Origin of the sequence: Micromonospora sp. WMMA1976, from assembly GCF_027497335.1 — a bacterium.
Lineage (GTDB): Bacteria > Actinomycetota > Actinomycetes > Mycobacteriales > Micromonosporaceae > Micromonospora > Micromonospora aurantiaca.
The window spans coordinates 4,156,474-4,179,635 of sequence record NZ_CP114912.1; the positions used below are offsets into that span (position 1 = coordinate 4,156,474).

Annotated in this window: 23 protein-coding genes; 12 read left to right on the plus strand and 11 right to left on the minus strand. The window is 71.9% G+C overall.

Going from position 1 to position 23,162, the window contains the following annotated elements; translation table 11 throughout:
- Positions 1-11 precede the first annotated feature (11 nt).
- Positions 12-5,507, minus strand: coding sequence for a pullulanase-type alpha-1,6-glucosidase (gene pulA / locus O7546_RS18940; RefSeq protein WP_281599825.1), 5,496 nt, complete (start codon positions 5,505-5,507; stop codon positions 12-14).
- Positions 5,508-5,650: 143 nt separating this feature from the next.
- Entirely contained in the window at positions 5,651-6,295 is a 645-nt protein-coding gene (locus O7546_RS18945; protein ID WP_228533114.1) for a cellulose binding domain-containing protein, read from the minus strand.
- A 196-nt stretch (positions 6,296-6,491) separates the two neighbouring features.
- Here O7546_RS18945 and O7546_RS18950 point away from each other — a divergent pair, with 196 nt between their 5' ends.
- Positions 6,492-7,091, plus strand: a complete 600-nt coding sequence (locus O7546_RS18950) for a GNAT family N-acetyltransferase (RefSeq protein ID WP_194803551.1) — start codon at positions 6,492-6,494, stop codon at positions 7,089-7,091.
- A gap of 39 nt (positions 7,092-7,130) precedes the next feature.
- Here O7546_RS18950 and O7546_RS18955 read toward each other — a convergent pair whose 3' ends face one another.
- Positions 7,131-7,784: a GPP34 family phosphoprotein gene (locus tag O7546_RS18955; RefSeq protein ID WP_128137146.1), complete on the minus strand. Its 654-nt coding sequence runs from the start codon at positions 7,782-7,784 to the stop codon at positions 7,131-7,133.
- A 198-nt stretch (positions 7,785-7,982) separates the two neighbouring features.
- On the opposite strand from O7546_RS18955, the gene O7546_RS18960 reads away from it, so the two are divergent.
- Positions 7,983-9,494: an APC family permease gene (locus O7546_RS18960; RefSeq protein ID WP_194803552.1), complete on the plus strand. Its 1,512-nt coding sequence runs from the start codon at positions 7,983-7,985 to the stop codon at positions 9,492-9,494.
- A 52-nt stretch (positions 9,495-9,546) separates the two neighbouring features.
- On the opposite strand, the gene O7546_RS18965 is transcribed toward O7546_RS18960, so the two are convergent.
- Both O7546_RS18965 and O7546_RS18970 read right to left on the minus strand, forming a co-directional pair.
- Positions 9,547-9,936, minus strand: coding sequence for a hypothetical protein (locus O7546_RS18965; protein WP_194803553.1), 390 nt, complete (start codon positions 9,934-9,936; stop codon positions 9,547-9,549).
- Between the two features lie 41 nt (positions 9,937-9,977).
- Positions 9,978-10,784, minus strand: a complete 807-nt coding sequence (locus tag O7546_RS18970) for a hypothetical protein (RefSeq protein ID WP_281599832.1) — start codon at positions 10,782-10,784, stop codon at positions 9,978-9,980.
- A gap of 19 nt (positions 10,785-10,803) precedes the next feature.
- Between O7546_RS18970 and O7546_RS18975 the strand changes: the two genes are divergently transcribed.
- Positions 10,804-10,974: a hypothetical protein gene (locus tag O7546_RS18975; RefSeq protein WP_208578428.1), complete on the plus strand. Its 171-nt coding sequence runs from the start codon at positions 10,804-10,806 to the stop codon at positions 10,972-10,974.
- A gap of 41 nt (positions 10,975-11,015) precedes the next feature.
- Entirely contained in the window at positions 11,016-11,903 is an 888-nt protein-coding gene (locus O7546_RS18980; protein ID WP_281599835.1) for a hypothetical protein, read from the plus strand.
- A 761-nt stretch (positions 11,904-12,664) separates the two neighbouring features.
- Here the strand turns inward: O7546_RS18980 and O7546_RS18985 are convergent.
- Both O7546_RS18985 and O7546_RS18990 read right to left on the minus strand, forming a co-directional pair.
- Positions 12,665-13,318: a DedA family protein gene (locus O7546_RS18985; protein ID WP_194803130.1), complete on the minus strand. Its 654-nt coding sequence runs from the start codon at positions 13,316-13,318 to the stop codon at positions 12,665-12,667.
- A 23-nt stretch (positions 13,319-13,341) separates the two neighbouring features.
- Positions 13,342-13,698, minus strand: coding sequence for a VOC family protein (locus O7546_RS18990; RefSeq protein ID WP_194803131.1), 357 nt, complete (start codon positions 13,696-13,698; stop codon positions 13,342-13,344).
- A gap of 156 nt (positions 13,699-13,854) precedes the next feature.
- Here O7546_RS18990 and O7546_RS18995 point away from each other — a divergent pair, with 156 nt between their 5' ends.
- On the plus strand, positions 13,855-16,710 hold the full coding sequence (locus O7546_RS18995) for an aconitate hydratase (protein WP_194803132.1): 2,856 nt from the start codon (positions 13,855-13,857) through the stop codon (positions 16,708-16,710).
- 65 nt (positions 16,711-16,775) lie between these two features.
- Here O7546_RS18995 and O7546_RS19000 read toward each other — a convergent pair whose 3' ends face one another.
- Entirely contained in the window at positions 16,776-17,090 is a 315-nt protein-coding gene (locus tag O7546_RS19000) for a hypothetical protein (protein WP_013475922.1), read from the minus strand.
- Between the two features lie 88 nt (positions 17,091-17,178).
- Between O7546_RS19000 and O7546_RS19005 the strand changes: the two genes are divergently transcribed.
- Positions 17,179-17,946: a DUF5753 domain-containing protein gene (locus O7546_RS19005; protein ID WP_269697307.1), complete on the plus strand. Its 768-nt coding sequence runs from the start codon at positions 17,179-17,181 to the stop codon at positions 17,944-17,946.
- Positions 17,937-18,122, plus strand: coding sequence for a DUF397 domain-containing protein (locus O7546_RS19010; protein ID WP_194803134.1), 186 nt, complete (start codon positions 17,937-17,939; stop codon positions 18,120-18,122). The genes O7546_RS19005 and O7546_RS19010 overlap by 10 nt, the downstream gene beginning before the upstream one ends.
- A gap of 6 nt (positions 18,123-18,128) precedes the next feature.
- Here the strand turns inward: O7546_RS19010 and O7546_RS19015 are convergent, their stop codons facing one another.
- Positions 18,129-18,644: a GNAT family N-acetyltransferase gene (locus tag O7546_RS19015; protein WP_281599840.1), complete on the minus strand. Its 516-nt coding sequence runs from the start codon at positions 18,642-18,644 to the stop codon at positions 18,129-18,131.
- Between the two features lie 274 nt (positions 18,645-18,918).
- Between O7546_RS19015 and O7546_RS19020 the strand changes: the two genes are divergently transcribed.
- Complete coding sequence (locus tag O7546_RS19020) at positions 18,919-19,884, plus strand: hypothetical protein (RefSeq protein ID WP_281599843.1); 966 nt, start codon at positions 18,919-18,921, stop codon at positions 19,882-19,884.
- Positions 19,885-19,974: 90 nt separating this feature from the next.
- Positions 19,975-20,181, plus strand: coding sequence for a hypothetical protein (locus O7546_RS19025; RefSeq protein WP_194803137.1), 207 nt, complete (start codon positions 19,975-19,977; stop codon positions 20,179-20,181).
- Positions 20,182-20,325: 144 nt separating this feature from the next.
- Here O7546_RS19025 and O7546_RS19030 read toward each other — a convergent pair whose 3' ends face one another.
- Entirely contained in the window at positions 20,326-20,556 is a 231-nt protein-coding gene (locus tag O7546_RS19030) for a hypothetical protein (protein ID WP_194803138.1), read from the minus strand.
- A 95-nt stretch (positions 20,557-20,651) separates the two neighbouring features.
- Between O7546_RS19030 and O7546_RS19035 the strand changes: the two genes are divergently transcribed.
- Positions 20,652-21,353, plus strand: a complete 702-nt coding sequence (locus O7546_RS19035; protein WP_269697309.1) for a TetR/AcrR family transcriptional regulator C-terminal domain-containing protein — start codon at positions 20,652-20,654, stop codon at positions 21,351-21,353.
- A 13-nt stretch (positions 21,354-21,366) separates the two neighbouring features.
- Here O7546_RS19035 and O7546_RS19040 read toward each other — a convergent pair whose 3' ends face one another.
- Positions 21,367-21,771, minus strand: coding sequence for an SRPBCC family protein (locus tag O7546_RS19040; protein WP_269697310.1), 405 nt, complete (start codon positions 21,769-21,771; stop codon positions 21,367-21,369).
- Between the two features lie 84 nt (positions 21,772-21,855).
- On the opposite strand from O7546_RS19040, the gene O7546_RS19045 reads away from it, so the two are divergent.
- A complete protein-coding gene (locus tag O7546_RS19045; RefSeq protein ID WP_228532958.1) occupies positions 21,856-22,326 on the plus strand; it encodes a YfbM family protein in 471 nt (156 codons plus the stop codon).
- Between the two features lie 51 nt (positions 22,327-22,377).
- Complete coding sequence (locus tag O7546_RS19050; RefSeq protein WP_281599846.1) at positions 22,378-23,154, plus strand: hypothetical protein; 777 nt, start codon at positions 22,378-22,380, stop codon at positions 23,152-23,154.
- Positions 23,155-23,162 lie beyond the last annotated feature (8 nt).

The window sequence follows — 23,162 nt, forward strand, 5'->3', positions numbered from 1 at the left end:
GGCCGTGCGGGTCAGCTCTGGACGAACACCGCCACGCTGCGCGCGGGCACGGTGAACGTGCCGGCGGCCCGGTCGAACGACGCGGTACGCAGCGCCGGGTCGGCCGAGTTCCGCAGCACCGGGTGCAGTGCCACGTTCGCGCCGCGCAGCCCGGTGACGGTCTGCTTCGCCGTCTCCGGCGTGGCGTTGAAGACGACAGTCACCGACTTCCACGTCCCGTCCAGCCCTCGCGCGTCGAGGGTCATGGTGAGCACGCCCGGGGTCTCAGTCGTCCCGGACAGCGGGAACGCCACCCGCTTCTGCACCTGCTCGGCGGTGTCGAGCCCGAACACCGGCGAGGACCGGCGTACGCGCAGCAGCTCCGCGTACCGGGCGTCGGCCAGGTCGATCGCCGCGCAGTCCGGCACCAGCGACGGATCGGCGAGCAGCGGCTTCGCGTACGACCACTTGTCCTTGTTGTCGGCCTCCGGCGGCAGACCCGCGCCGAACCCGTTGCCCTGGGCGCAGTCCCACCGGATCTGGTTGAACCAGTCACCGGAGTTGTACGAGTTGCGGTCCAGCGACTTCGAGCGCAGCCGCTCCGAGCCGGTGGTCACGAACCCGGCGCCCTGCCCGAGCGCTGTGGTCGCCAGTGCGAGCACCTGCATCCGGGCCCGGTCCTGCGCCGAGGTCCCCTGCGGCAGTTTGTACGCCAGTGCGTCGTACAGGATCTCGTTGTCGTGCGCGTCGACGTAGGTGACCGCCTCGCCGGGCGCGGCCGTGTATCCGGCCGGGGCGCCGTTGTAGTCGACCTGCGCCCCGGTGACCCGCTTGCCGGTGGAGTCGGTGAACCGGTAGCCGCGCAGGTTCCCGGTCAGCCCCACCTTGATCAGGTCGTGCTGGTGCAGCAGCCGGGCCCGCTGCTCGGCCGCCGAGCCGTTGACGTCGTCGCCGTTGGGGTCGGTGTAGAGGCCGGAGGCGAAGCCCTGCACCCGCGGGTTGGCGTCGAACGGGCCGCCGCCGCGCACCGCGTCGCGGAGCCGGTCGTTGAACGTGCCGAGGCCGGTACCGGCCATGTTGGCCTGGGTGGCCTGCGTGAACCGGGCGTCGTCGGCGACCTCGCCGAAGTTCCAGCCCTCGCCGTACAGCAGGATCTTGCGACCGTCCACGCCGTCGCGGGCGAGCGTGAGCTTGTCCAGCGCGGCCCGTACGGCCAGGATGTTCGCCTTCGGGTGGTGGCCCATCAGGTCGAACCGGAAACCGTCCACCTTGTACGCCTTGGCCCAGGTGACCAGCGAGTCCACCACGAGCTTGCCCATCATGGCGTGCTCCGGCGCGGTGTTGGCGCAGCAGGTGGAGTTGGCGACCGTCCCGTCCTCCAGGAGCCGGTGGTAGTAGCCCGGCACCACCTGGTCGAGCACCGACTTCGGGTCGGCGCCGGCGGCCGAGGTGTGGTTGTAGACCACATCCATGACCACCCGCAGGCCGGCCTTGTTCACCCCGGCGACCATCTGGCGGAACTCGGTGGTGCGCTTCGCGCCGTTCGGATCGGTGGCGTACCCGCCCTCGGGCACCGTGTAGTGCAGCGGGTCGTACCCCCAGTTGTAGCCGTCGGTGCCGGCGACCGCCGCGACGCACTTCTGCTGCTCGTCGGAGTCCGGCGGCAGCGCGGCCAGGTCGCAGTTCGGCCGGGCCTGGTCGGCCCGCTTCTCCGGGATGGTCGCGAAGTCGAAGGCCGGCAGCAGGTGCAGGTAATTGACCCCGGCGTCGCCGAGCTTGCGCAGGTGCTTCATGCCGGCGCTGTTCGGGTCGGTGAACGCCAGGAAGGTGCCCCGCTGGTCGGCGGAAACCGTGGTGTCGGCGATGGAGAAGTCCCGTACCGACAGCTCCGAGATCTGGACCTTCGACGCCGGCACCGGGGCCGGCTTGCGCAGGTTCGCCCAGCCGGCCGGCGCGAGCGCCGGGTCGGTCAGGTCGACGATCTGGCTGTGCGTGGAGTCCGCCGCGAGCGCCACCGAGTAGGGATCGGTCACCGAGGCGGTGACCATCTTCTGCGTGGCCGGCTGCCACGCCTGCACCCGGTAACGGTAGTAGCGGCCGTTCCACGCCTTCGTGCCGCGGACCGACCAGACGCCGGTGCGGTCGTCGCGGTGCATCGCCACTGTGGTCGGCCGGGCCGTGGGCGAGTCGAACAGCTCCAGCGACACGGTCCGCGCGGTCGGCGCCCACACCGCCAGGGTGGGCACCCGGCCGGCGAACGTCGGGCCGAGCTTCGCGCCGGTCGCCGCCGCGTAGACGTCGTCGAGCACGCCGGGAATCTGCACGCCGGTGGCGGCGAGCAGCACGCCCTCGGCGTCCCGCTCGGTCACCACGATCTGGCCGCGCAGCGCCGCCGGCACCTTGGCCAGGTCGGCGCGGTCCAGCGTGAAGGCGCGCGAGGCCCAGAGATGGGGGTACGCCTGCCGTTGCGCCTCGGTCAGCCCGTTGCGCTGGGCTCGCAGGCCGATGGTGGTGTACGTGCCGGTCAGCTCGCCGTCGGCGAGGCCGATTCCGCCGGCCGGGGCGACGGCGAGCGCATACCGCCTGCCGTCGGTCGGCCCGGTCGCCCAGGCGACTGTGGACCTGTCGATCCACTGCGCCTTCTGCTTGGTCAGGTCGAGGTCCTTGGCGGCGCCGGACGTGGTGGTCGGCAGCAGCCGGCCCTTCACGCCCGCGAGCAGCCACACCTCGCGCCCGGCACCGGCGAAGTCGAGCCGCTGGTCCTCGGGCTGATCCTTCTCGTCGCCTCGGTGGATGATGTAGCTCAGCCCGGTCGCCCCGGCGGCCAGGGGCACCCGGAACACCGCGCCGTACGCGTCGATCTTCTCCGGCTTGAGCGGGGCCGCCCAGTCGGTCGGGGTGGCCGCACCGTCCCACAGGTGCAGGCCCCAGCCGTCGTAGTTCCCGTCGGCCTTGCGCCAGTGGATCAGCGCGGTGTCCTGCGCCACCGGCGGGTCGGGCTCGCCGGTGGCGGCCTGCCGCGTCGGGTAGACCGCCGGGTCGCCCTGCTTGACCCAGACCTCGCCGGTCGCAGTCACGTCGATGGTGCGGTCGTTCGCCACGTCCTTGTTGCCGTCGCCGTCGATCACGAGGAACCCGACCGTCTTCGCGCCGGGCTTGAGCTTGACCCAGGCGAACCGGCCGTACGAGTCCTCACCGGCGAACGGCTGCCCGGCGGGCCACTGCGTCACGTACGCCGGGTCGATGTCGCCCCAGGCGTACAGCCGCCAGTCGTCGTACCCGCCGGCCGGGCGCTGGTAGTGCACGATCGCCCAGTCGCGTGACGCGCCCTGTGCGGGGGTGCCGACGGTGCCGGTGGCGCGGGCGGTGGCGGTGCGGCCCTTGCCGTCGCGGACCACCGCCTTGTACTCCACGCGGGTGCCGCCGGGCAGGCCGGTCAGGTCGTGGTGCACGGTGTACGGCGCGCGCTGCGCGCTGCCCAGCAGCGTCCACTTGCCGCCCGCGACCCGGGCGGCGAACGTGACGGTGGCGAGCGGGTCGCCGGTCACCTGGGCGGTGACGGCGGCCTTGCCGGGGACCGGGGTGTCGCCCGGCTCGGTGATCGTGATCGTCGGTGCCCCGGCCTGCGGGATCGCCCGGTCGGCCTTCAGCACCAGCGCCGACATCGCCGGCACGGTGACGCTCAGCTTGCCGTCCGCGCCGGCAGTCGCGCCCGCGGCGCCGCCGTACACGCCGGTGAAGCGGGCGCCGGCCGACCAGGTGTCCACCGTGACAGTCTGCGGCGTCGCGGCGTTGTTCACCGCCGCCACGTACTCGATCCGGTCGGCGGGCAGGACGCGGGAGAACGCGAACACGCCCGGCCCGTCGGCCGCGTGCCGGGTCACCTGCACGCCGTCGCGCAGCGCCGGGTGCGCCGACCGCAGCTCGCCCAGCTCGGCGATGGTCCGGTAGAGCGGGTGGCGGGTGTCGTACTGGTCGGCGGCGTGGGTACGGGTGGTGCCGATCAGGTCGTCGTCGAGGTAGTCGGCGGTCCGTGAGGCGAACATGTCCTGCCGGGCGTCCTTGTCGCCGCCCGGTCCGGTGAAGCCCTGCTCGTCGCCGGAGTAGACGACCGGCTGGCCCCGGGTGAGGAACATGAGCTGGTGCGCGAGCCGGCTGCGGTTCAGCTGGGTGGCGTCGTCACCGCCGGCGGCGGCGACGAACGAGCCGATCCGGCCCATGTCGTGGTTGCCCAGGAACGTGGTGAGCCGGTTGGCGTTCGTGTCCCGCGCGGAGTACAGGTCGTCCTTGGCGTAGACGTCGGCGAGCGCCTTGGCCGAGCCGTCGGCGGCGGCGTACCCGCGTGCCGCCTCCTGGAACGAGAAGTCGAGCGTGGCGGGCAGTCCGCCCTGCCGCACGTAGGTGGACTGGATCTCCTGCTCGGCGCTGTAGACCTCGCCGAACATGAAGAAGTCCTTCTTGCCGGCCCTGGCCGCGGCGGCTTCGACGCCGCGCGCGAACTGCGGCCAGAAGTCGAGGTTCGTGTGCTTGACCGTGTCGAGGCGGAACCCGTCCACGCCGGCCTTGCCGATCCACTGGGCGTAGATGTCGGTCATGCCGCGGACCACCTCGGGACGCTCGGTCCACAGGTCGTCGAGGCCGAAGAAGTCGCCGTACTCGCTGTTCTCCCCGGCGAACGTGGAGTCACCGCGGTTGTGGTACATGGTCGGGTCGTTCAGCCACGCCGGCACCTTGACCTTCGCGTCGGCCGGGGTGGCGAACACCGGGGTGTACGGAAACGACTTCTCGTTCACCGCCGGGAACTTCCGGGTGCCGTCGGCGTAGTTGCGGTCCTCGAAGGGGCGTCCCTGCGCGTCGCGGTAGGGGGCGGTCTTCTTGTCCACGTAGCCGTACTTGTCCTCGGCATACCGGATGACGTCGGCGGTGTGGTTGACGATGATGTCGAGGTAGACCTTGATGCCCCGCCGGTGGGCCAGGTCGACCAGCTTCTTCAGCTCGGCGTTGGTGCCGAAGTGCGGATCGACCTGGGTGAAGTCGGTGATCCAGTAGCCGTGGTAGCCGGCCGAGACGTCAGCGCCGGTGCCCTGCACCGGCCGGTTCTTGAAGATCGGCGCGAGCCAGATGGCTGTGGTGCCGAGGCCCTGGATGTAGTCCATCCGGTCGATCAGGCCCTTGAGGTCGCCCCCGTGGTAGAAGCCCTTGTCGGTCGGGTCGAGGCCGGTGGTGAGCCGCCCGCCGGTCAGGCCGCCGGTGTCGTTGCGCTTGTCGCCGTTGGCGAACCGGTCCGGCAGGACGAAGTAGAACTGCTCCGCCTTCTTGGTGCCGGCGGCGGCCTTGAGCAGCGCGTCGGGGGACGGCTCGCGGTTCCACTGCGGAGCGTTGCCGGCGGCCAGGACGTCGGGGGTGGCGGCCTGGCCGGTGGCGTCGGCGCCGAGCTGGTGGAGGGCCACCGGCACGCCGACGAGAGTGAGTACGAGGGAGGTGACCAGGGCGAGCAGCGCCTTGGGGGATATCGGCGGGGGTTTCATCGACGGCCTTTCTCTGGTCGCTGATTCGCCCGCACGCTAGCCCTTGCCGAAACATTCTGCAATACCTTGCAAACACTGCCGCAACAAAGCAGACAGCTTGCAAGAAGAGACGTGGACGCCGGCCCCGGTCCGGGGCGCCGGAACTACCGCTCGGCGCAGGGCGAGCGGTCGACGGTGCAGCTCAGCGGCCGGGTACCGGCCCGCTCGATGTGGAACCGCACCGGCAGGGACTGCCCGGGGGCCAGGTCGAACCCGCTGCGGTAGGTGAAGACGCCGTCGTCGAAGCCGAACACGCCCTGCTCGGCGCCCTCGACCCAGGCGGTGACCAGCCGGCCACCGGGGAACGTCGCGCGGACCGTCCAGCCGTGCGGCGTACGCGCCGTGTTGACGAGCAGCACCTCGCCGATGAAGCCGCCGTCGAAGGAGCTCATCACGCTGTACCGGCCGGTCACCGCCGACGGCGGCGGGGGCGGCGGAGACGGGGGCAGCACCGGCCGGGCCACGCCCCTGGGGCTGGGAGTCGGCGCGGCAGGCGTCGGCCGGGCCGGCACCACGGTGGACCGGGGCGACAGGCCCGGCACCACCGCGGCGGTGGCGGAGACCGGCGACGGACCGGTGGCGCCGACCTCCGTGGGGGTCAACGGCATGCCCGGCAGCGACATCAGCGGATCCGGCGGACCGGCCGCCGGGAACGTGCTGCGGCCCCGCACCGAACCGAGCGCCACCACCAGCAGGACCACCATGACGACCACGCCGGCGGCGACGAGGATCCAGGGGGACGAGGTCATGGCGGCTCCGGGCTGCGGGCCGGGGCGGCGCGTGCGGGACATGGTCCTCCTGTCGGGGTCCGAGCCAGCGTAGCCACCCGGGACGGGTCGCGGCGAGCGCCGGAGATCGGGGTCTGCCGCACGGCGTTGGCACCTGATACCTTGCACGCCGATCAATGACCACAATGGCTCGTCGAGCCGGTAGGACGGTTGGCCAGTGACTGAGTGGCAGGACAGTATCCGGCGGGCGTCCGCGGCGGACGCCGCCGTCGTGACCGCGATTCTCGCCGAAGCGTTCATGCGGGATCCGGTGAGCGGCTGGGTCTTCCCCGACGACGGCCACCGCGCGTCGGTCCACCGCGCCTTCTTCGGACCGTTCGTCGCGCTGGCGCTGCGCACCGGTGAGGTGTACGTCGCCGGTGACGGGCTGGGCGCCACGCTCTGGCTGCCCACCGGCGAGGGGCACGACGCCGAGGACGGCGGCGAGTTCGACGGGCTGGAGGCCGCGATCGGCGCGGAGGCCATGAAGCGGTTCGGCACGCTCGACGAGATGATGAGCGCCCGGCACCCCGCAGAGCCGCACTGGTACCTGCCCTTCATCGGGGTGCACCCGGACCATCACGGCAAGGGCGTCGGGTCGGCGCTGCTGCGTCACAGGCTGGCCGAGCTGGATCAGGCCGGCACGGCGGCGTACCTGGAGGCCAGTTCGCCGCGCAACGCCGCGCTCTACGAGCGGCTCGGATTCCGGCGCCGTCCGGTCACGCTGGACCTGCCGGAGGGCCCCAGCCTCTACCCGATGTGGCGCGACCCGTCCTGACCGGCACCGTCCCGCCCCGGCTCGGCCCGGGGCGGGACGTCATCGCCGTACCGTCGTGGTGGTGACGTCGAGCGCGCCCACGACGGCGGCGAGCAGCCCTTCGAGCTGAGCCGGCAGGAACCGGCGGCAGTCGCGCATCCGCGTGGCCACCTGCGGGTCGAAGATGTGCGCGGCCAGGCCGACCGCCTCGGCGAGCGTCGCCAGCAGCAGCGTGCCCGGGTCCAGCTCGGCCGGGGACGAGTGCATCAGCATCGCGGTCAGCCGCACCCGGGGCGAGGCCGCCTGGTTCGGGTCGATGGCCGGCCAGCGCACCGTACGGCCGATCAGTTTGCCCTGCTCACGACGGAGCACACCGGCGGTGACCAGCCGGGTGCCCACCCGCTCGTTGATGTTGAGCTGGGTCCGCAGGTAGCGGATCCACAGCCGGGCCGGATGCGCCCCCTCGCGACGCAGGATCTCGGTGATCAGCAGGTCGGTCAGCGGCTCCTGCCACAGCCGCGGATCGACGGCGGCGATCCCCCCTCCGTCGAGGGCGATCCGGCCCTCGAACATCAGCTCGGCGAGCGCGGCGCCGGCCAGCCCGCACTCCAGCCGGTCGACCGCGACGTGTGGCTTGCCGGTGAACTCGTCGTGTCCGATAAGGAACAGCGCATCCGCAAGCCGGTAAGTGGCCTGCGCCCCGGGGTAGGTCATGGTCCATCCTCGAACGGTGGCCGTGATCGTCGACACGGGACGGTACGGCATGACCACGCACAGCTCAATTCCGGCCGTTCAGGCGCACCCCAATCGATATCGAAGCGGGGTTGTCACGATACGTGATCACCAATACCCTGCTTCAGGTTGTTCCGAAGTAGACACATCAATCCCCTCACCCCCTCCCCGGGAGAAGCCTTGTCCTCCGATCCGTTCTTCTCCGACGGTGGGCTGCGCCGCGGTCGTCTCGGCACCGCTCACCTCGTCTTCTTCACCGTCGCCGCGTCCGCCCCGCTGACCGTTCTCGGCGGCGGTGTCACCACCATGTACGCGGTCAGCGGCAACATCGGCGCCGCGCTCGGATACGTGCTCCTGGCCGCCGTACTGGCCGTCTTCGCCACCGGCTACGCCGCGATGAGCCGGTACGTCGCCAACGCGGGCGCCTTCTACGCGTACATCGCCAACGGCCTCGGCCGGGCCGGCGGGGTGGCCGGCTCGGCGGTCGCTCTCGCGGCGTACAACGCGATCCAGATCGGTCTGTACGGCCTGCTCGGTGCGATCCTGGGCGACTTCATGGACGCCAAGACCGGCATCAGCCTCGACTGGTGGGTCTGGGCGCTGCTGGCCTGGGTGTTCATCGGCGCGCTCGGTGTGCTGCGCATCGACCTCAACGCCACGGTCCTCGCCGTCCTGCTCATCCTCGAGTGCGTAGCCGTGCTGATCTTCGACCTGGTCGCCTTCGCCAACCCCGACGGCGGCACCGTCACCACCGCCGGCATCAGCCCCGGCCACCTGTTCGGCGCCGGCTTCGGCGCGGTGCTCGCGTTCACCATCGCCTCCTTCACCGGCTTCGAAAGCGGCGCGATCTACAGCGAGGAGGTCAAGGACCCGCGGCGCACGGTGGCCCGGGCCACCTACATCGCGGTGGCGTTCACCGGCCTGTTCTACGCCTTCTCGGCCTGGGCGCTCACCGTGCTCACCGGTCCGGAGAACGCACCGGCGGCCAGCGCCGAGGCGGGTCCGGGCATCATCTTCGGCGCGCTCGACCAGTACACCGGCGCCGTCGTCGCCGACATCGCGAACGTCCTGTTCATCACCAGCGTGCTGGCCGCCCTGCTGTCGTTCCACAACGGCGTGGCGCGTTACCTGTTCGCGCTGGGCCGGGAGCGGGTGCTGCCGGGATTCCTCGGCGCCACCTCCAGCCGCAGCGGCGCGCCGGTCGCGGGCTCGCTGGTGCAGAGCGTCCTCGCCGTGGTGGTGTTCCTGGCGTTCGCGATGACCGGCCGTGACCCGGTCATCGACCTGTTCACCTGGCTGTCCGGCGCCGCCGCGGTGGGCGTCGTGCTGCTGATGACGCTCACCTCGGCCTCCGTGGTGGGCTTCTTCCGGGGCCGTCAGGGCCCGGAGAGCGCGTGGCAGCGGGCGATCGCCCCGGCGCTCGGCACGGTCCTGCTCACCGCCGTGCTGCTGGTGCTGCTGTTCAACTTCGACGCGCTGCTCGCCCCCGACACGGCGAGCTACCTGAAGTGGCTGCTCCCGGCGATCCCGGTGGCGGCGGGCGTGGTCGGCCTGATCTGGGGCGCGATCCTGCGCACCAGCCGCCCGGAGACGTACCGCCGGATCGGCCAGGTCACCGAGGAGGGCCTGCACGAGCCCGGCCTGCACCCGGCCCCCGAGGCCGACCGCTGGGCCGGCGCCCACCACCGCTGACGTCAGTCGGTGCGGCGGCCGGCCCGCGTGGCCGGCCGCCGCACCACCACGATCAGGCGGTACGGATGACGGTGCAGATCACCGGGCCGTCCTCGGTGGTGCGCAGCAGATAGCGGTATCGCTCGCCGGGGACCGCGCGGCCCTGACTGTCCAGGAACTCCCAGCGCACCGCCACCTCGGTGAGCAGCGCCGAGATCTGCTGCACGTCCTCGATCTGCGCGTTCGCCGCGACGAGTTCCCGCTCCTGGTAGTCCGGTGCGGCGCCGACGAAACTGAGCGCCACCGCCGCCGGCGAGGTGAACGAGAAGCTGTAGGTGTCGGCGACCACCAGCCCGGGCAGGGCGTAGCAGCCGGCGATGGCCGGCACGTCGGCGGTGGTCAGCGCCACGCCGTACCGGTCGAAGAAGTCGGTGAGCGTGTCGAGGTCGGTGGAAGCCGTCACGACGCTCCTCATTACCGGCGCGCCCTCGCGGCAAACCTTCCTCAGCGCGGCGGGATCCGCACCTCGATCTCGGCGCCGAGGTGCGCGCCGCCGCTGAGGTCCAGGTCGTCGCCGCTCCAGAACCGCCCCGGGTCGTACCAGTTGGGCCGCCGCCCGGCGGGCAGCAGACCCATCGCCTCGTAGGTCACGGCGACGACCTCGGCGCAGTACGCCGTCTCCAGCGCCGCCGCGTTCTCCCTGCTGGTGTCGCCGGTCTCGCCCTGGCCGCCGGTCTCGCCCTGGCCGCCGGTCTCGCCTCGGCCGCCGGTCTCGCCGGCCCCGCCCTGGCTGCCGGTCTCGCCCCTGTCGATGATCCTGCTCAGGATGCCGAGCTGGTTCCGGTCGCCGGTCCCGCCCCGGAGGCCGCCGAGGCTCAGGCGGCGCGGATGCGGCAGCCGGCCCCGCGCCCACCGCCAGGCGAGCTGCGCGGTGGACGGGAACGGCGTCCCGTCCAGACGCGCCACGGTACGCAGCACCGCCTCCTCCATCGCGGTGTCCGCCGGCGGTTCGAGCTGGCGCAGCCAGCCCCGCTGGCCGTACCGGTTGGCCCAGACGCAGACCGCGTCGCGCAGGTCGTGCAGCTGCACGCCGCGCTGATGCGTGCCGGTCCACATGTCCGGCAGCGAACGGCCCAGCTCGGCGTGCCACATCAGCGGCGGCATGTCGTCGAGCACCACGGCCATGCCCACGTGGTTCACCGGGCTGTTCGTGGTGAGCTGGATGGCCCGGTCGGGCACGCTGCGTCCGCGGAACACCCACAGATCGCCGGTGCGGGTCAGCTCCACGGCCTCGTCCAGGCTGATGCTCATGGAGGACTACCCTATGCGGATGCGACAACGGATGCGGTGGTGGAAGGTACTCGGTCTCGCGGGTCTCGCCGGCGTCGCGGCGACCGGCGTGGTGGTGGCGCGGGCCGAACGGCGGCGCCGGGCGTACACCCCGGAGGAGATCCGGGACCGGCTGCGCGAGCGGCACGCCAAGGCCTCGTCGTCCTCCTGACGGGACAGTCGAGGGCGGCGGATTCTCCTACCATCGCCATGATGGGAACCGTTTTCTGGGAGAGGCCGTTCGTCCTCGATCCTCCGCCCGCCGCCGTGGAGCGGCACAGCGACGTCGACCTGCACGTGCCCACCGGCGACGGCCGGCATCCCGCGGTCGTCGTCGTACACGGCGTACCGGGACCGCCCGAGGCCCCCGACGCGCGGGACTGGCCGCTCTACCGGGGCTACGGCGCACTGCTCGCCGAGGCGGGCGTGCTGGCCGCGATCCCCCGGCTCACCGTGGCGAGCCCGGACGACCTGTACACGGTCGCCGCCCGGGTGGCCGCCGCCGCCGAACTGCTCCGCGCCGACCCACGCGTCGACGCCGACCGGATCGGCCTGTGGTTCTTCTCCGGCGCCGGCCTGCTGATCGGCGACTGGCTCCGCGACCCGCCCGCCTGGCTGCGCGGCGTGGCGGCGACGTATCCGCTGCTGGCACCGCTGCCCGGATGGCCGCCGGTGGACCCGCGCTTCCGCCCGGTCGACGCCCTCGACCTGCCCACAGACCCGGACGCCGCCACTCCGTCCGGCACCGCCTCCCCCGACGACGCCGACATCGACGCCGCGCAGCCGGACGCAGCCTCCACCGGCGTCGACCCCACCCGGCCGGACGCGACCTCTCCCGACGCCGCGAACGTCGACGCCGCGCATGCGGAGGGCGCGGCGCGGCCGACGCTCGTGCTGACCCGGGCGGGGCGGGAACGGCCCGAGGTCGCCCCCACCGTCGAGGCGTTCACTGCGGTCGCGCGGCGGCGCGGCATCCCGCTGTGCGTGGTGGACGTGCCGAACGGGCAGCACGGATTCGACGCGCTGGACCACACCGAGGAGGCCCGGGCCGCAGTCCGTACCGCCCGCGACACCTTGATCGCCCTGCTCACCGCCCCCTGACAGCCGCCGCCCCGCCCATCGCCCACTTCCCGGGATCGCCGTCCCGCAGAGCGGAACCCACAAAGATCTTGGTAGGAAACGGCCCCTATGAGGGCCATTTCCTACCAAGATCTCCACCAACCCACGGGCTGACCGCGAGCAGGGGCGCCCCAGAAGCACCACAGCCCCAACCCCACCGCCCCCACCGCGTCGATCATGAAGTTGGCGGCGACAAATCGGGCACCAACCACCGCCAACTTCATGATCGACGGGGCAGGGCAAGCGCGGGGCATCGCGCGCATCCCGTTCACCCCAATCACCAGGCCCAGCGGTCCCCTGCGCCCTGCCCCAGTCACCCGGCCCATCGGTCCACCGCGCCCTGCCCCTGCCCCGCCGCCGGTCGCCCGCCCATCGCCCGTCCGGCCCGAACCGCCCCGCCTGCCCGGCCGGCTCCGGGCGGCCACGCCCCGCCCTGCCGACCCGACCCTCCCCCGTCCGCCCCGCCCCACTCGCCCGCCCTTACTCCGCGTCGGTGATCAAGGAGTTTGTGTCACTGCGGGAGCCCTCACAGGACACAAACTCCTTGATCACCGGACGAGGGCGGGACCGGACGAGGGCGGGACGACGCGAGGGCGGGACCGGACGAGGGCGGGACGGCGCGAGGGCGGGACGGCGCGAGGGCGGGACGGCGCGAGGAGAGCGCGCTGTTGCCCTGGCCGGTGATGTCCTGGGAGCGCTGGACTGGTCGTCCGCCTTCGGGCGGGGCGGGTGGGCGTCCGGCGTCAGCGGTCGGTGGCGGGGACCGGGGTGGGCTGATCGGGGGCTTCGGCCTGGGGCAGGCGCTTGGCGCGACGGCGCAGCCACGCGGTGCTCGCCACGCCGGCCAGCACGGCCAGCACCAGCCCGGCCCAGGAGATGTCCTTGAGCCAGTGCTCGGCGGCCTGCCCCACGTAGAACAACAGGTAGGTGGTGCCGAACGCCCACACCAGCCCGCCTGCGGCGTTCGCGACCAGGAACCGGCGGTACGGCACGCGCAGCGCCCCGGCGAGCGGGCCGGCGAGGATGCGCAGCAGCGCGACGAACCGCCCGAAGAACACCGCCCAGACGCCGTGCCGGGCGAAGCTCAGCTCGGCGCGGGCCAGGTGTGCCGGGCCGAGGTGTTTCGGGAAGCGCCGGCCGAGGCGTTCCAGCAGTGGACGGCCGCCGCGCCGGCCCACGGCGTACCCGATGGAGTCACCGAGGATGGCGCCGGTGGCCGCGGCGGCGGCCACCCACTCGGGCCCGACGACGCCGGTGGCGGCGAGCAGGGCGGCACTGACCAGCACGATCTCGCCTGGCAGCGGGATGCCCATGCTCTCCACGCCGATCACCACGCCCACGAGCAGGCAGATGAGGCCCGGTGGGAGGGCGGCGAGCCAGTGCTGTACGTCGACCACCAGCCGACCCTACCCGCGCCCGGTCACCCGGCGGGGGCCAGGAACTCCAGCCGGTTGCCGTGCGGGTCGTACGTGTGGAACCGCCGCATGCCGGGAATCTCGTCGTCGCCCCAGGTCACCGTGTACCCGGCGGCGTCCAGGCGGGCGGCCAGCTCGTCCAGGTCGGTGCGCAGCAGCGCGGGGTGTGCCTTGCGGGCGGGGCGGAAGTCGTCCTCGACGCCCAGGTGCAGTTCGGCGTCGTACCCGGTGAACCAGCAACCACCGCGGGCGGCGAGGGCCGGCGGTTTGGGCTTCTCGGTGAGGCCGAGCAGGCCGGTGTAGAAGGAGCGGGACGCGTCCTCGGAGCCGCGCGGGCAGGCGAGCAGGACGTGATGGATCATGGTGGCACCTCCTCGTCCCGCAGCGTGGCACGAGGTTGCGTGAATAGCAAGACGGACGTACGGTTTTGTAGAGACCGACGCAGGTAAGTGTCGCCTAACCACGGCGGCGTACCGGTCGGTGCGACAAACTGCTCAGGACTACTCACGGTCGCTGGTGTGAAGGAGTACGACGTGGCGAGCCTCGACACCTTCGGTGCGAAGACCCAGCTACGCGTCGGAGACGCGAGCTACGAGATTTTCAGGATCGACAAGGTGGAGGGCCACGAGCGGCTGCCCTACAGCTTGAAGATCCTGCTGGAGAACCTGCTGCGGACCGAGGACGGCGCGAACATCACCGCCGACCACATCCAGCAGCTCGGCGCGTGGGACGCCACCGCCGACCCGAGCGTGGAGATCCAGTTCACCCCGGCCCGGGTGCTGATGCAGGACTTCACCGGCGTGCCCTGCGTGGTCGACCTGGCCACCATGCGCGAGGCGGTCCGTGACCTGGGCGGCGACGCCACCAAGGTCAACCCCCTCGCCCCGGCCGAGCTGGTCATCGACCACTCGGTCATCGCCGACCTGTTCGGCCGCGAGGACGCCTTCGAGCGCAACGTCGAGCTGGAGTACGAGCGCAACAAGGAGCGCTACCAGTTCCTGCGCTGGGGCCAGACCGCGTTCAACGAGTTCAAGGTCGTCCCGCCGGGCACCGGCATCGTGCACCAGGTCAACATCGAATACCTGGCTCGTACGATCATGGAGCGCAACGGTCAGGCGTACCCGGACACGGTCGTCGGCACCGACTCGCACACCACGATGGTCAACGGCCTGGGCGTGCTGGGCTGGGGCGTCGGCGGCATCGAGGCCGAGGCCGCGATGCTCGGCCAGCCGGTCAGCATGCTGATCCCCCGCGTGGTCGGCTTCAAGCTCTCCGGTGAGATGCCGGCCGGCACCACCGCCACCGACCTGGTGCTGACCATCACCGAGATGCTGCGCAAGCACGGTGTGGTCGGCAAGTTCGTCGAGTTCTACGGCCCCGGCGTGAGCGCGGTGCCGCTGGCGAACCGCGCCACCATCGGCAACATGTCGCCGGAGTACGGCTCGACCGTGGCGATCTTCCCGATCGACGCCGAGACCGTGCGCTACCTGGAGCTGACCGGCCGCGACGCGTCTCAGGTGGCGCTGGTCGAGGCGTACGCCAAGGAGCAGGGCCTCTGGCACGACCCGGAGCGCGAGCCGGAGTACTCCGAGCGCCTGGAGCTTGACCTCGGCACCATCGAGCCGTCGCTGGCCGGCCCGAAGCGGCCGCAGGACCGGGTGCCGCTGGGCAGCGCCAAGACGCTGTTCCGTGCCGCGCTCAGCGACTACGTGGCCGCCGACGAGACCGGGGGCGACCCGGGCCGCAAGCCGGGCGTGCCGCAGCAGGAGAAGCCGTTCGGCGCCGACGGCCCGGCCGACGAGGCGTCGGCCGAGTCCTTCCCGGCCAGCGACTCCCCCGCCAACGGCGTGAACGACCCGGCGGACGCGCCGCGCGACCTGGAGACCGCCGCGGTGGGCGCGGGCGGCCGGGCGAGCAATCCGGTACGCGTGACCGGCGCCGACGGCGTCGAGTACGAGCTGGACCACGGCGCCGTGGTGATCGCCGCGATCACCTCCTGCACCAACACCTCGAACCCGCAGGTGATGATCGGTGCCGCGCTGCTGGCCCGCAACGCGGTGGAGAAGGGCCTGGCCCGCAAGCCGTGGGTGAAGACCACCCTGGCGCCGGGCTCGAAGGTCGTCATGGACTACTACGACCGCGCCGGGCTCACGCCGTACCTGGAGAAGCTCGGCTTCAACCTGGTCGGCTACGGCTGCACCACCTGCATCGGCAACTCCGGCCCGCTGCCGGAGGAGGTCTCGGCCGCCGTCAACGAGGGCGACCTCGCCGTCGTGTCGGTGCTCTCCGGCAACCGCAACTTCGAGGGCCGGATCAACCCGGACGTCAAGATGAACTACCTGGCGTCCCCGCCGCTGGTGGTCGCGTACGCGCTCGCCGGCACCATGGACATCGACCTGGCGAACGAGCCGATCGGCGAGGACGCCCAGGGCAACCCGGTGTTCCTGCGGGAGATCTGGCCGAACAGCGCCGAGATCCAGGACGTCATCGCCTCCGCGATCGGCGCGACCGGCTTCAGCGCCGCGTACGCCGACGTGTTCGCCGGTGACGAGCGCTGGCAGTCGCTGCCGACCCCGACCGGTGACACGTTCTCCTGGGACGGCGAGTCGACCTACGTGCGCAAGCCCCCGTACTTCGAGGGCATGCAGCAGGAGCCGGCCCCGGTGCAGGACATCGCCGACGCGCGCGTGCTGGCAAAGCTGGGCGACTCGGTGACCACCGACCACATCTCCCCGGCCGGCTCGATCAAGGCGGACTCCCCCGCCGGCAAGTACCTGGCCGAGCACGGCGTGGCCCGCCACGAGTTCAACTCGTACGGCTCCCGCCGAGGCAACCACGAGGTGATGATCCGGGGCACGTTCGCCAACATCCGGCTGCGCAACCAGCTCGTCCCGGGTGTCGAGGGCGGCTTCACTGTGAACCACCTGACCGGCGAGCAGACCTCGATCTACGACGCCTCGATGGCCTACCAGGAGGCGGGCGTCCCGCTGGTCATCCTGGCCGGCAAGGAGTACGGCTCCGGCTCGTCGCGGGACTGGGCGGCGAAGGGCACCATGCTGCTGGGCGTGAAGGCGGTCATCGCCGAGTCGTACGAGCGGATCCACCGCTCGAACCTGATCGGCATGGGCGTGCTGCCGCTGCAGTTCCCGGGTGGCGAGACCGCCGAGTCGCTGGGCCTGACCGGCACGGAGACGTTCTCGATCAGCGGCGTCACCGCGCTCAACGACGGCGACACCCCGCGCACGGTGAAGGTCACCACCGACACCGGCGTGGAGTTCGACGCCGTGGTCCGCATCGACACCCCGGGTGAGGCGGACTACTACCGGCACGGCGGCATCCTGCAGTACGTGCTGCGCCGCATGATCGCGAGCTGATTCGCGTACGGCTGACACAGGGCCGCTTCCCGCTCCGGCGGGAAGCGGCCCTCGCCGTACCGTGGTCATCGCAGCCGGAGCGCGACGGCGCGTGCCTCCGCGTCGGTGAGCGGCAGGAACCACAGGAAACGCCGCACGATCGCGATCGGGTCCGGGCCGTCGGGCCGGCCGCGCAGGTCGCGGATGGCCTGCCGGGTGAGCCGGGAGAACTCGGGGATCATCGTGGCGCGGCGGGCCGCGTCGGTGGGCGCGGCCCGCAGGGTCGGGCACGGCCAGGGCTCGCCGCAGCGGTCGCAGCGCCAGGCCGGACCGCACGCGCGGTGGCCGGTCAGCGGCAGCACCACCCGGGGGTACGCCGATGTGGGTGTCGGTTCGGTCATGCCTCCACCGTGCCGAGGGTGCCCGAACAATCACACAGCGTTGTGTAATCTCCTTCGGACGGTTCTTTTGCTCCGGGGAGGAACGGGCATGAACCATGCTTTCGTCACCGCGCTGGCCGGCGCCGGCCACACCGCCGAGAGCCTGGCGGAGCGGCTCGGCCTGCACCCGAAGACGGTGGCCCGGTGGGCGAACCCCGGGCACATCCCGCAGAGCCGGCACCGCGCGACTGTGGCGAACCTGCTGGGCCAGCCGATCGAGGCGCTCTGGCCGGACGCGGTCCGCCGCCGTGAGCCGGTCTGGTTCCGCCCGTGGGTGGACATCGAACGCGAGGCGGTCGCGCTGCGAGCCTTCCAACTGGCGTGGGTGCCGGGCCTGCTGCAGACCGAGGCGTACGCCCGGGCCACGTTCATCGGCCAGCCGCTGACCGCCGACGAGGTCACCGACCTGGTCACCGCCCGGCTGGACCGGCAGGGCATCCTCACCCGGCCGCGCGGGCCGCTGTACGTCGTGGTGCTCGACGAGCAGGTGCTGCGCCGCGCCGCCGCCGGCGACCGCGCGCTGATGGCCGCGCAGGTGACCCACCTGCTCACCTGCGCCGAGCTGCCGAACGTACAGCTCCACGTGGTGCCGGTGGACACACCGACCTATCCCGGGCTGGACGGGCCGTTCGTCATCGCGGAGCTGCGCGACGGCAACCGGGTGGCGCATGTGGACAGTCAGGCCCGCGCGCAGATCATCGAGCAGCCCTCGGAGATTGCTACCCTGGAGCGTCGGTGGGAACGCATCCGGGGCGAGGCGCTGCCCCGCGCGCGGACCCTGGAACTGCTGAGGGAAGTGGCGACGGCATGGACCTGAGCGGCGCCCGGTGGCGCAAGAGCACCCGCAGCGGTGGCAACGGCGGCGACTGCGTCGAGGTCGCCGGCAACCTGCCCGGCGTGGTCGGCGTCCGCGACTCGAAGGACCCGGCCGGTCCGGTGCTCACCTTCACCCCGGCCGCGTGGACCCGGTTCCTGGCGTCGACCCGCCGCTGAGCCCGGTCAGGCCAGGCGCGCGGCGTACACGTGCACCGGATCCCCCGATTCGGACGTGGTCGCACGCTCGAAGCTCAGCCCGATCCGCTCCGCGACCCGCTGCGAGGGCGTGTTGTCCGGGTGGATGATCGCGACGAGACGGTCGACGCCCAGCCGGTCGCGCGCGTGGTCGCGGCACGCGGCCGCCGCCTCCGTGGCGAATCCGCGACCCTGCATCCCGATCCGCAGGTGGTAACCGACTTCGACCTCCGTCACCCCGTCCACCGGCTGCGGAGTGAGACCGCAATCGCCGACGAACTCGCCTGTCGGCCGTGACCTGAGCACCCATAATCCGAAGCCGTGGTCGCGGTAGAGGCCCTCGTTCCAACGGATCCAGTCCAGTGCCTCCGCCCGGATCTTCGGTCGCGGGTAGTAGCGCATCACGACCGGGTCGCCGAGCATGGCGGCCATGTCATCGAGGTCGCCGACGGTCATCTCGGCGAAGGTCAGTCGTTCGGTGGCGGGCGGCGGATCAGCAGTCATCGTGGCCCCGGTCCCTTCGTCACGGCTTCGAGGCTACCGAGGCCGAGCGCCGCTCACGAACCGGCGGAATCGATCAGCCCGCGGGAGCCGGCAGCCCACTCATTGCTGAATTGGAATTCGATAATGTTCCCCGATCGCACATCCGACACTGCAAACAATCGACGTCCATGATTCGTTGACACGATCCGAAGCACGTCGATACGTTGCCGACATCGCGATGAACAACGGGGGCGCTCCAGTTTCGATCCGGGAATCGAACACTGGGAAGGATTTCATGAAGACGACGATCAGACTTCTGGCCCTGCCGGCCCTGATCCTGCCGGCGATCCTCGCCGGCGCTCCGGCGCTGGCCGGCACCGGCACCACCGCGGGCACGGCCGCTCCGGCCGCTGTCACGTCGATCGAGCGCAAGGCGGGGTCGTCCGCGCAGGCCAGGGCCTACTGGACGGCCGAGCGCATGGCGGCGGCCACTCCGGCCGACGAGGTGGAGAAGTCCGCCGGCCCGGTCACCCAGAGCCCTGCGGCGGAGCGGGTGCGGCGCTTCGCGGAGGCGGTGGCGCCGAAGGACGGCAGCGGCTTCGGCGCCCAGCTGAACGAGTCGATCACGGTGGGGAAGATCTTCTACACCAGCTCGACCGACGGCCTGGGCCACTACTGCTCGGCGAGCGTGGTGAACAGCCCGGCGCGCAACATGGTCTTCACGGCCGCGCACTGCGTGCACGACGGGCCGGGCCGGGACTGGCACACCGCAAACTGGATGTTCGTGCCGTCGTACCGCAACGGTGCGCAGCCGTACGGCACCTGGGACTGGTCCACGCTCGCGGTGCCGAGCGGCTGGATCAGCACCCGCGAGCGGCAGTACGACGTGGCTGTCGCGCTCGTCTACGGCAGCCGGTCGATCGTGGACGCGGTCGGCGCCAACGGGCTGCTCACCGGCGGTGGGCGCGCGTACCACTACGACATCTTCGGCTACCCGAGCAACAAGGACAGCGGCGAGATCCAGTGGGTCTGCTCGGGCACGTCGCGGGACGCGGGCAGCAACCGGATCGAGATGAACTGCGGCTTCGGGGGCGGTTCGAGCGGCGGCCCGTGGTACTACAGGTACGACAACACCACCAGGCGCGGTGACGTGCACGGGGTGATGAGTTACTCGAGCGGCTCGAACACGAACGGCTCGCCGTACTTCTCCGCCGCGGTGGTGGGGACGCTCTACAACACGTACGCGAACGACACCTGGTGAACGACGGTCCGCCTGGTGTGCCGCCCGGCGCACCAGGCGGACCGGCACCAGGCGAACCGGCACCGGCCCCCACGACCCGGAGGAGGCGACATGTCACACCGTGTGCTGATCGGCGCGGCCGCCGTCGCGGCGCTCGCCGTGGCCGCGGCCGTCGTGGTCGTCGCGGCGCGCGACGGCGGCTCGGCGCGGCCGGCGCCGCCCGGCCCGGTGGTTGCGACGCACAATCCGAGCCCCGGCGCCACCGACCCGTCCGAATACTGGACGAGGGAAAGAATGCGTGACGCGATCGGCGACTGAATCGCCGAATTGCGTCCGCCGGATCTGCGTTCGCCCGAATCGAATTCCGGCGCACCGGTACGCCGAATTCCTTCCGACTCACGGTCACCCGCCGAGCCCGAGGCGCAATTCCCATTCGCGGAGGGCGTAACTGGCGGCGAGTCCTCACGGAACGGTGTCGGAGTAGACCTCGACGTCGTAGAGCAGTTGCACGTTGCGGCGGCCGTTGGTGATGCCGACGAAGACCGGATCACCGGCCGGGGTGCGGCCCTGGCGCCACACCTGTTCCCGGGCCGCTTCCCGCGACTCGTGATGGACGCCGCCGTCACGATGCAGGTGCAGGACGCGGCGGGCCGTGGCCGGGTCGCTGTCGAGGTGGACTCGCAGCAGAGGCATGGCGTCCCTCCTTGCCCACTGTCGAGGCCGCACTTTCGTCTGTTCAATGAGCTTACCGACGTTAAGCTGCCTGTCCAGTGAACTAGAGTGGCTCCATGACGGCGACAGAGCCCGGTGCGCCGACGACGCCGGTGTGGCTGCGGGCAGGTCCGCCGCGGGCGCGGCGCAAGCCGCCGCTGACCCTCGAACGCATCGTGGAACTCGCGGTGACGGTGCTGGACGAGCACGGCGTCGAGGGCCTGACGATGCGACTGCTCGCCCAGCGGCTCGACGTGACGGCCACCGCCCTGTACTGGCACGTGAAGACGAAGGACGACGTCCTGGACCTGGCCGTCGACCGCGTCTTCGGTGACGTGCCGGTTCCGAAGGCCGGCGACGACTGGACGGAGGACATCCGCGTCCTGGTCCGGGCCTGGCGCGGCGTCATGCTGCGCCATCCCTGGGCACCGAAGCTCATCGGACGTCCGATGCTCGGGCCCAACGTCCTGGCCCGTACCGAGTTCCTGCAATCGGCGCTCGTGCGGGGCGGCTGTCACGGACTTCGGCTCGCGGTGGCCACGCGACTGCTCGCCAACTACGTCATCGGCGCCTCGCTCACGGAAGCCACGTGGCACCGGAGCGCGGACCCGGGCGCGAGAGCCGCAGCCCGCGACCACATCGCCGCGAACGCCGACGCCTATCCGACCCTCGACGCCTCCGGCCATCTCGACGACACCCGATGGGACGACGACCTGCTGTTCGAGGAGGGCCTCGACGCCGTCATCCGGGCGGCGGCACGGACACGGACGCCGGACTGACCACACGCGCCTCTCAGCCGGCGGCGCTCTCCAGCACGGCCTTGAGCCGAGCCAGGTCCGCCTCCACGAGCGCGGTGTCCCGGTCGAAGTCCGCGTCGCTCATGCCGGGCATCCGCCGCAGGCTGAACACCACCTCGGTGGCGTCGCCGTCGGCGATCGCGCGCAGCGGCACGTACACCGTCTCGCCGGACGGCGTCAGCACCTCGTGGTCGAGCACGCCGTACTCGTTCGCGGACGCGAACGTCAGCCGCGCCCGCCCTTCGGGCGTGTCCACATACCAGTGACCGTCGACCGAAACGACCGGGCCGCCGAGACCCGGCGCCCAGCGGGGCAGGTTCGCCGGGTCGGCGGCGAAGGCGTAGACGTCCGCTACCGGCCGGGCGATGTGGACGCTGAGATGCCGGGTGTCGGTGGCCATGCGCCGATGATGGCACGGCTGTCGGACGCTCGCGTTACGCTGCCGCCGATTCCCACCGGCCCTCCCGAGAGGCAACTCATGGGCATGATCTTCAACGCACGCCGGCTGTCCGCCGAGGAGCTGGCGGCGGTGCTCGCCGACCCGGAGAAGGTCGGCACGCTGTTCCCGGGCGGGCCGGACGAACTCGATCTCGACAAGGCGTGGCACGGGCTGCACTACCTGCTGACCGGCACCACGTACGAGATCCGGGGCGACGCCGGGCCGGCCATCCTGGGTGGTGACCCGATCGGTCCGGACCTCGGCATGGGCCCGGCCCGCCTGCTGATGCCCGACGACGTCCGCATCGTGGCCGCCGGGCTCGACGCGGTGGACGACGCGACGCTGCGGGCCAGCTTCGACCCCGGCGCCATGTCGGAGGCCGAGATCTATCCACACATCTGGGACGACGGCGACGACGAGTTCGACGGCTATCTGCTGCCGAACTTCACCGCGCTGCGCGACTTCTACCGCGACGCGGCGGCGAGCGGAGACGCCGTGCTGCTCGCCGTCACCTGACCCGCCGGAAACGGGTACGCGCCGACGGGAAGCCGCCGGTAGCGTGCCGGCGTGGGACTCGACGCGTTCGTGTACTGCCGGTGCTGGCAGGACGGCCTCGCCACGCCCTGCCCGGTCGAACCGGTCGGCATCGACGAGGAGGGCTACCTCGCGCTGTTGCTGCCGTGGAAGCGCCACGAGGCCGCGCACCGCACGTTCGACGCCTGGCAGGCGGAGGCGTGCCCGCACAAGGACATGGAGCAGGCGAGCGAGCACGTGTCCAACTGGGCCGGCGTGCGGCTGTTCCAGCAGGCGCTACGCGCCGCAGGCCCGGAGCGCTTCCCGACGCTCGCCACCGCGCTCCCGAACCTCAACGGCGGCTCGGTGCCGGCCGACCGGGCGGCGGTCGCGCTCGCCGAGCTGGACGCGTTCGCGCGCACCGACCGGATCACCGACGAGGTGGAGCTGGTCGACGAGGCGACCGGCCGGGTGCTGATGCAGTACGTCGAGAGCTACCACGGGGTGTTCATGCTGGGCCCGGATTTCCGGGCCGGGGTCGATCCGGACGGCTTCTTCGTTGTCGACACCGCCGACCCGCCCGCCACGCTGTTCCGGGCCGTGCGGTTCGGCCAGCGGCCGCTGCCCGGCGACCGGGTGGAGTTCACCGCCGGCGGGACGCGGACGGTGGTGGCGATGCGGCCGGTGGGCGAGCACGGTGAGCCGCCGCCCGAACGGCTCGGGGTGCGGACCAGGAGCCGGTCGGGCGGCGACTTCGCCTACATCGTGGAGCCGCTGCGCCGGCTGTGCGCGGCGTCGGTGGCGACCGGCAACCCGGTCATGTGGTGCTGACGAACGGC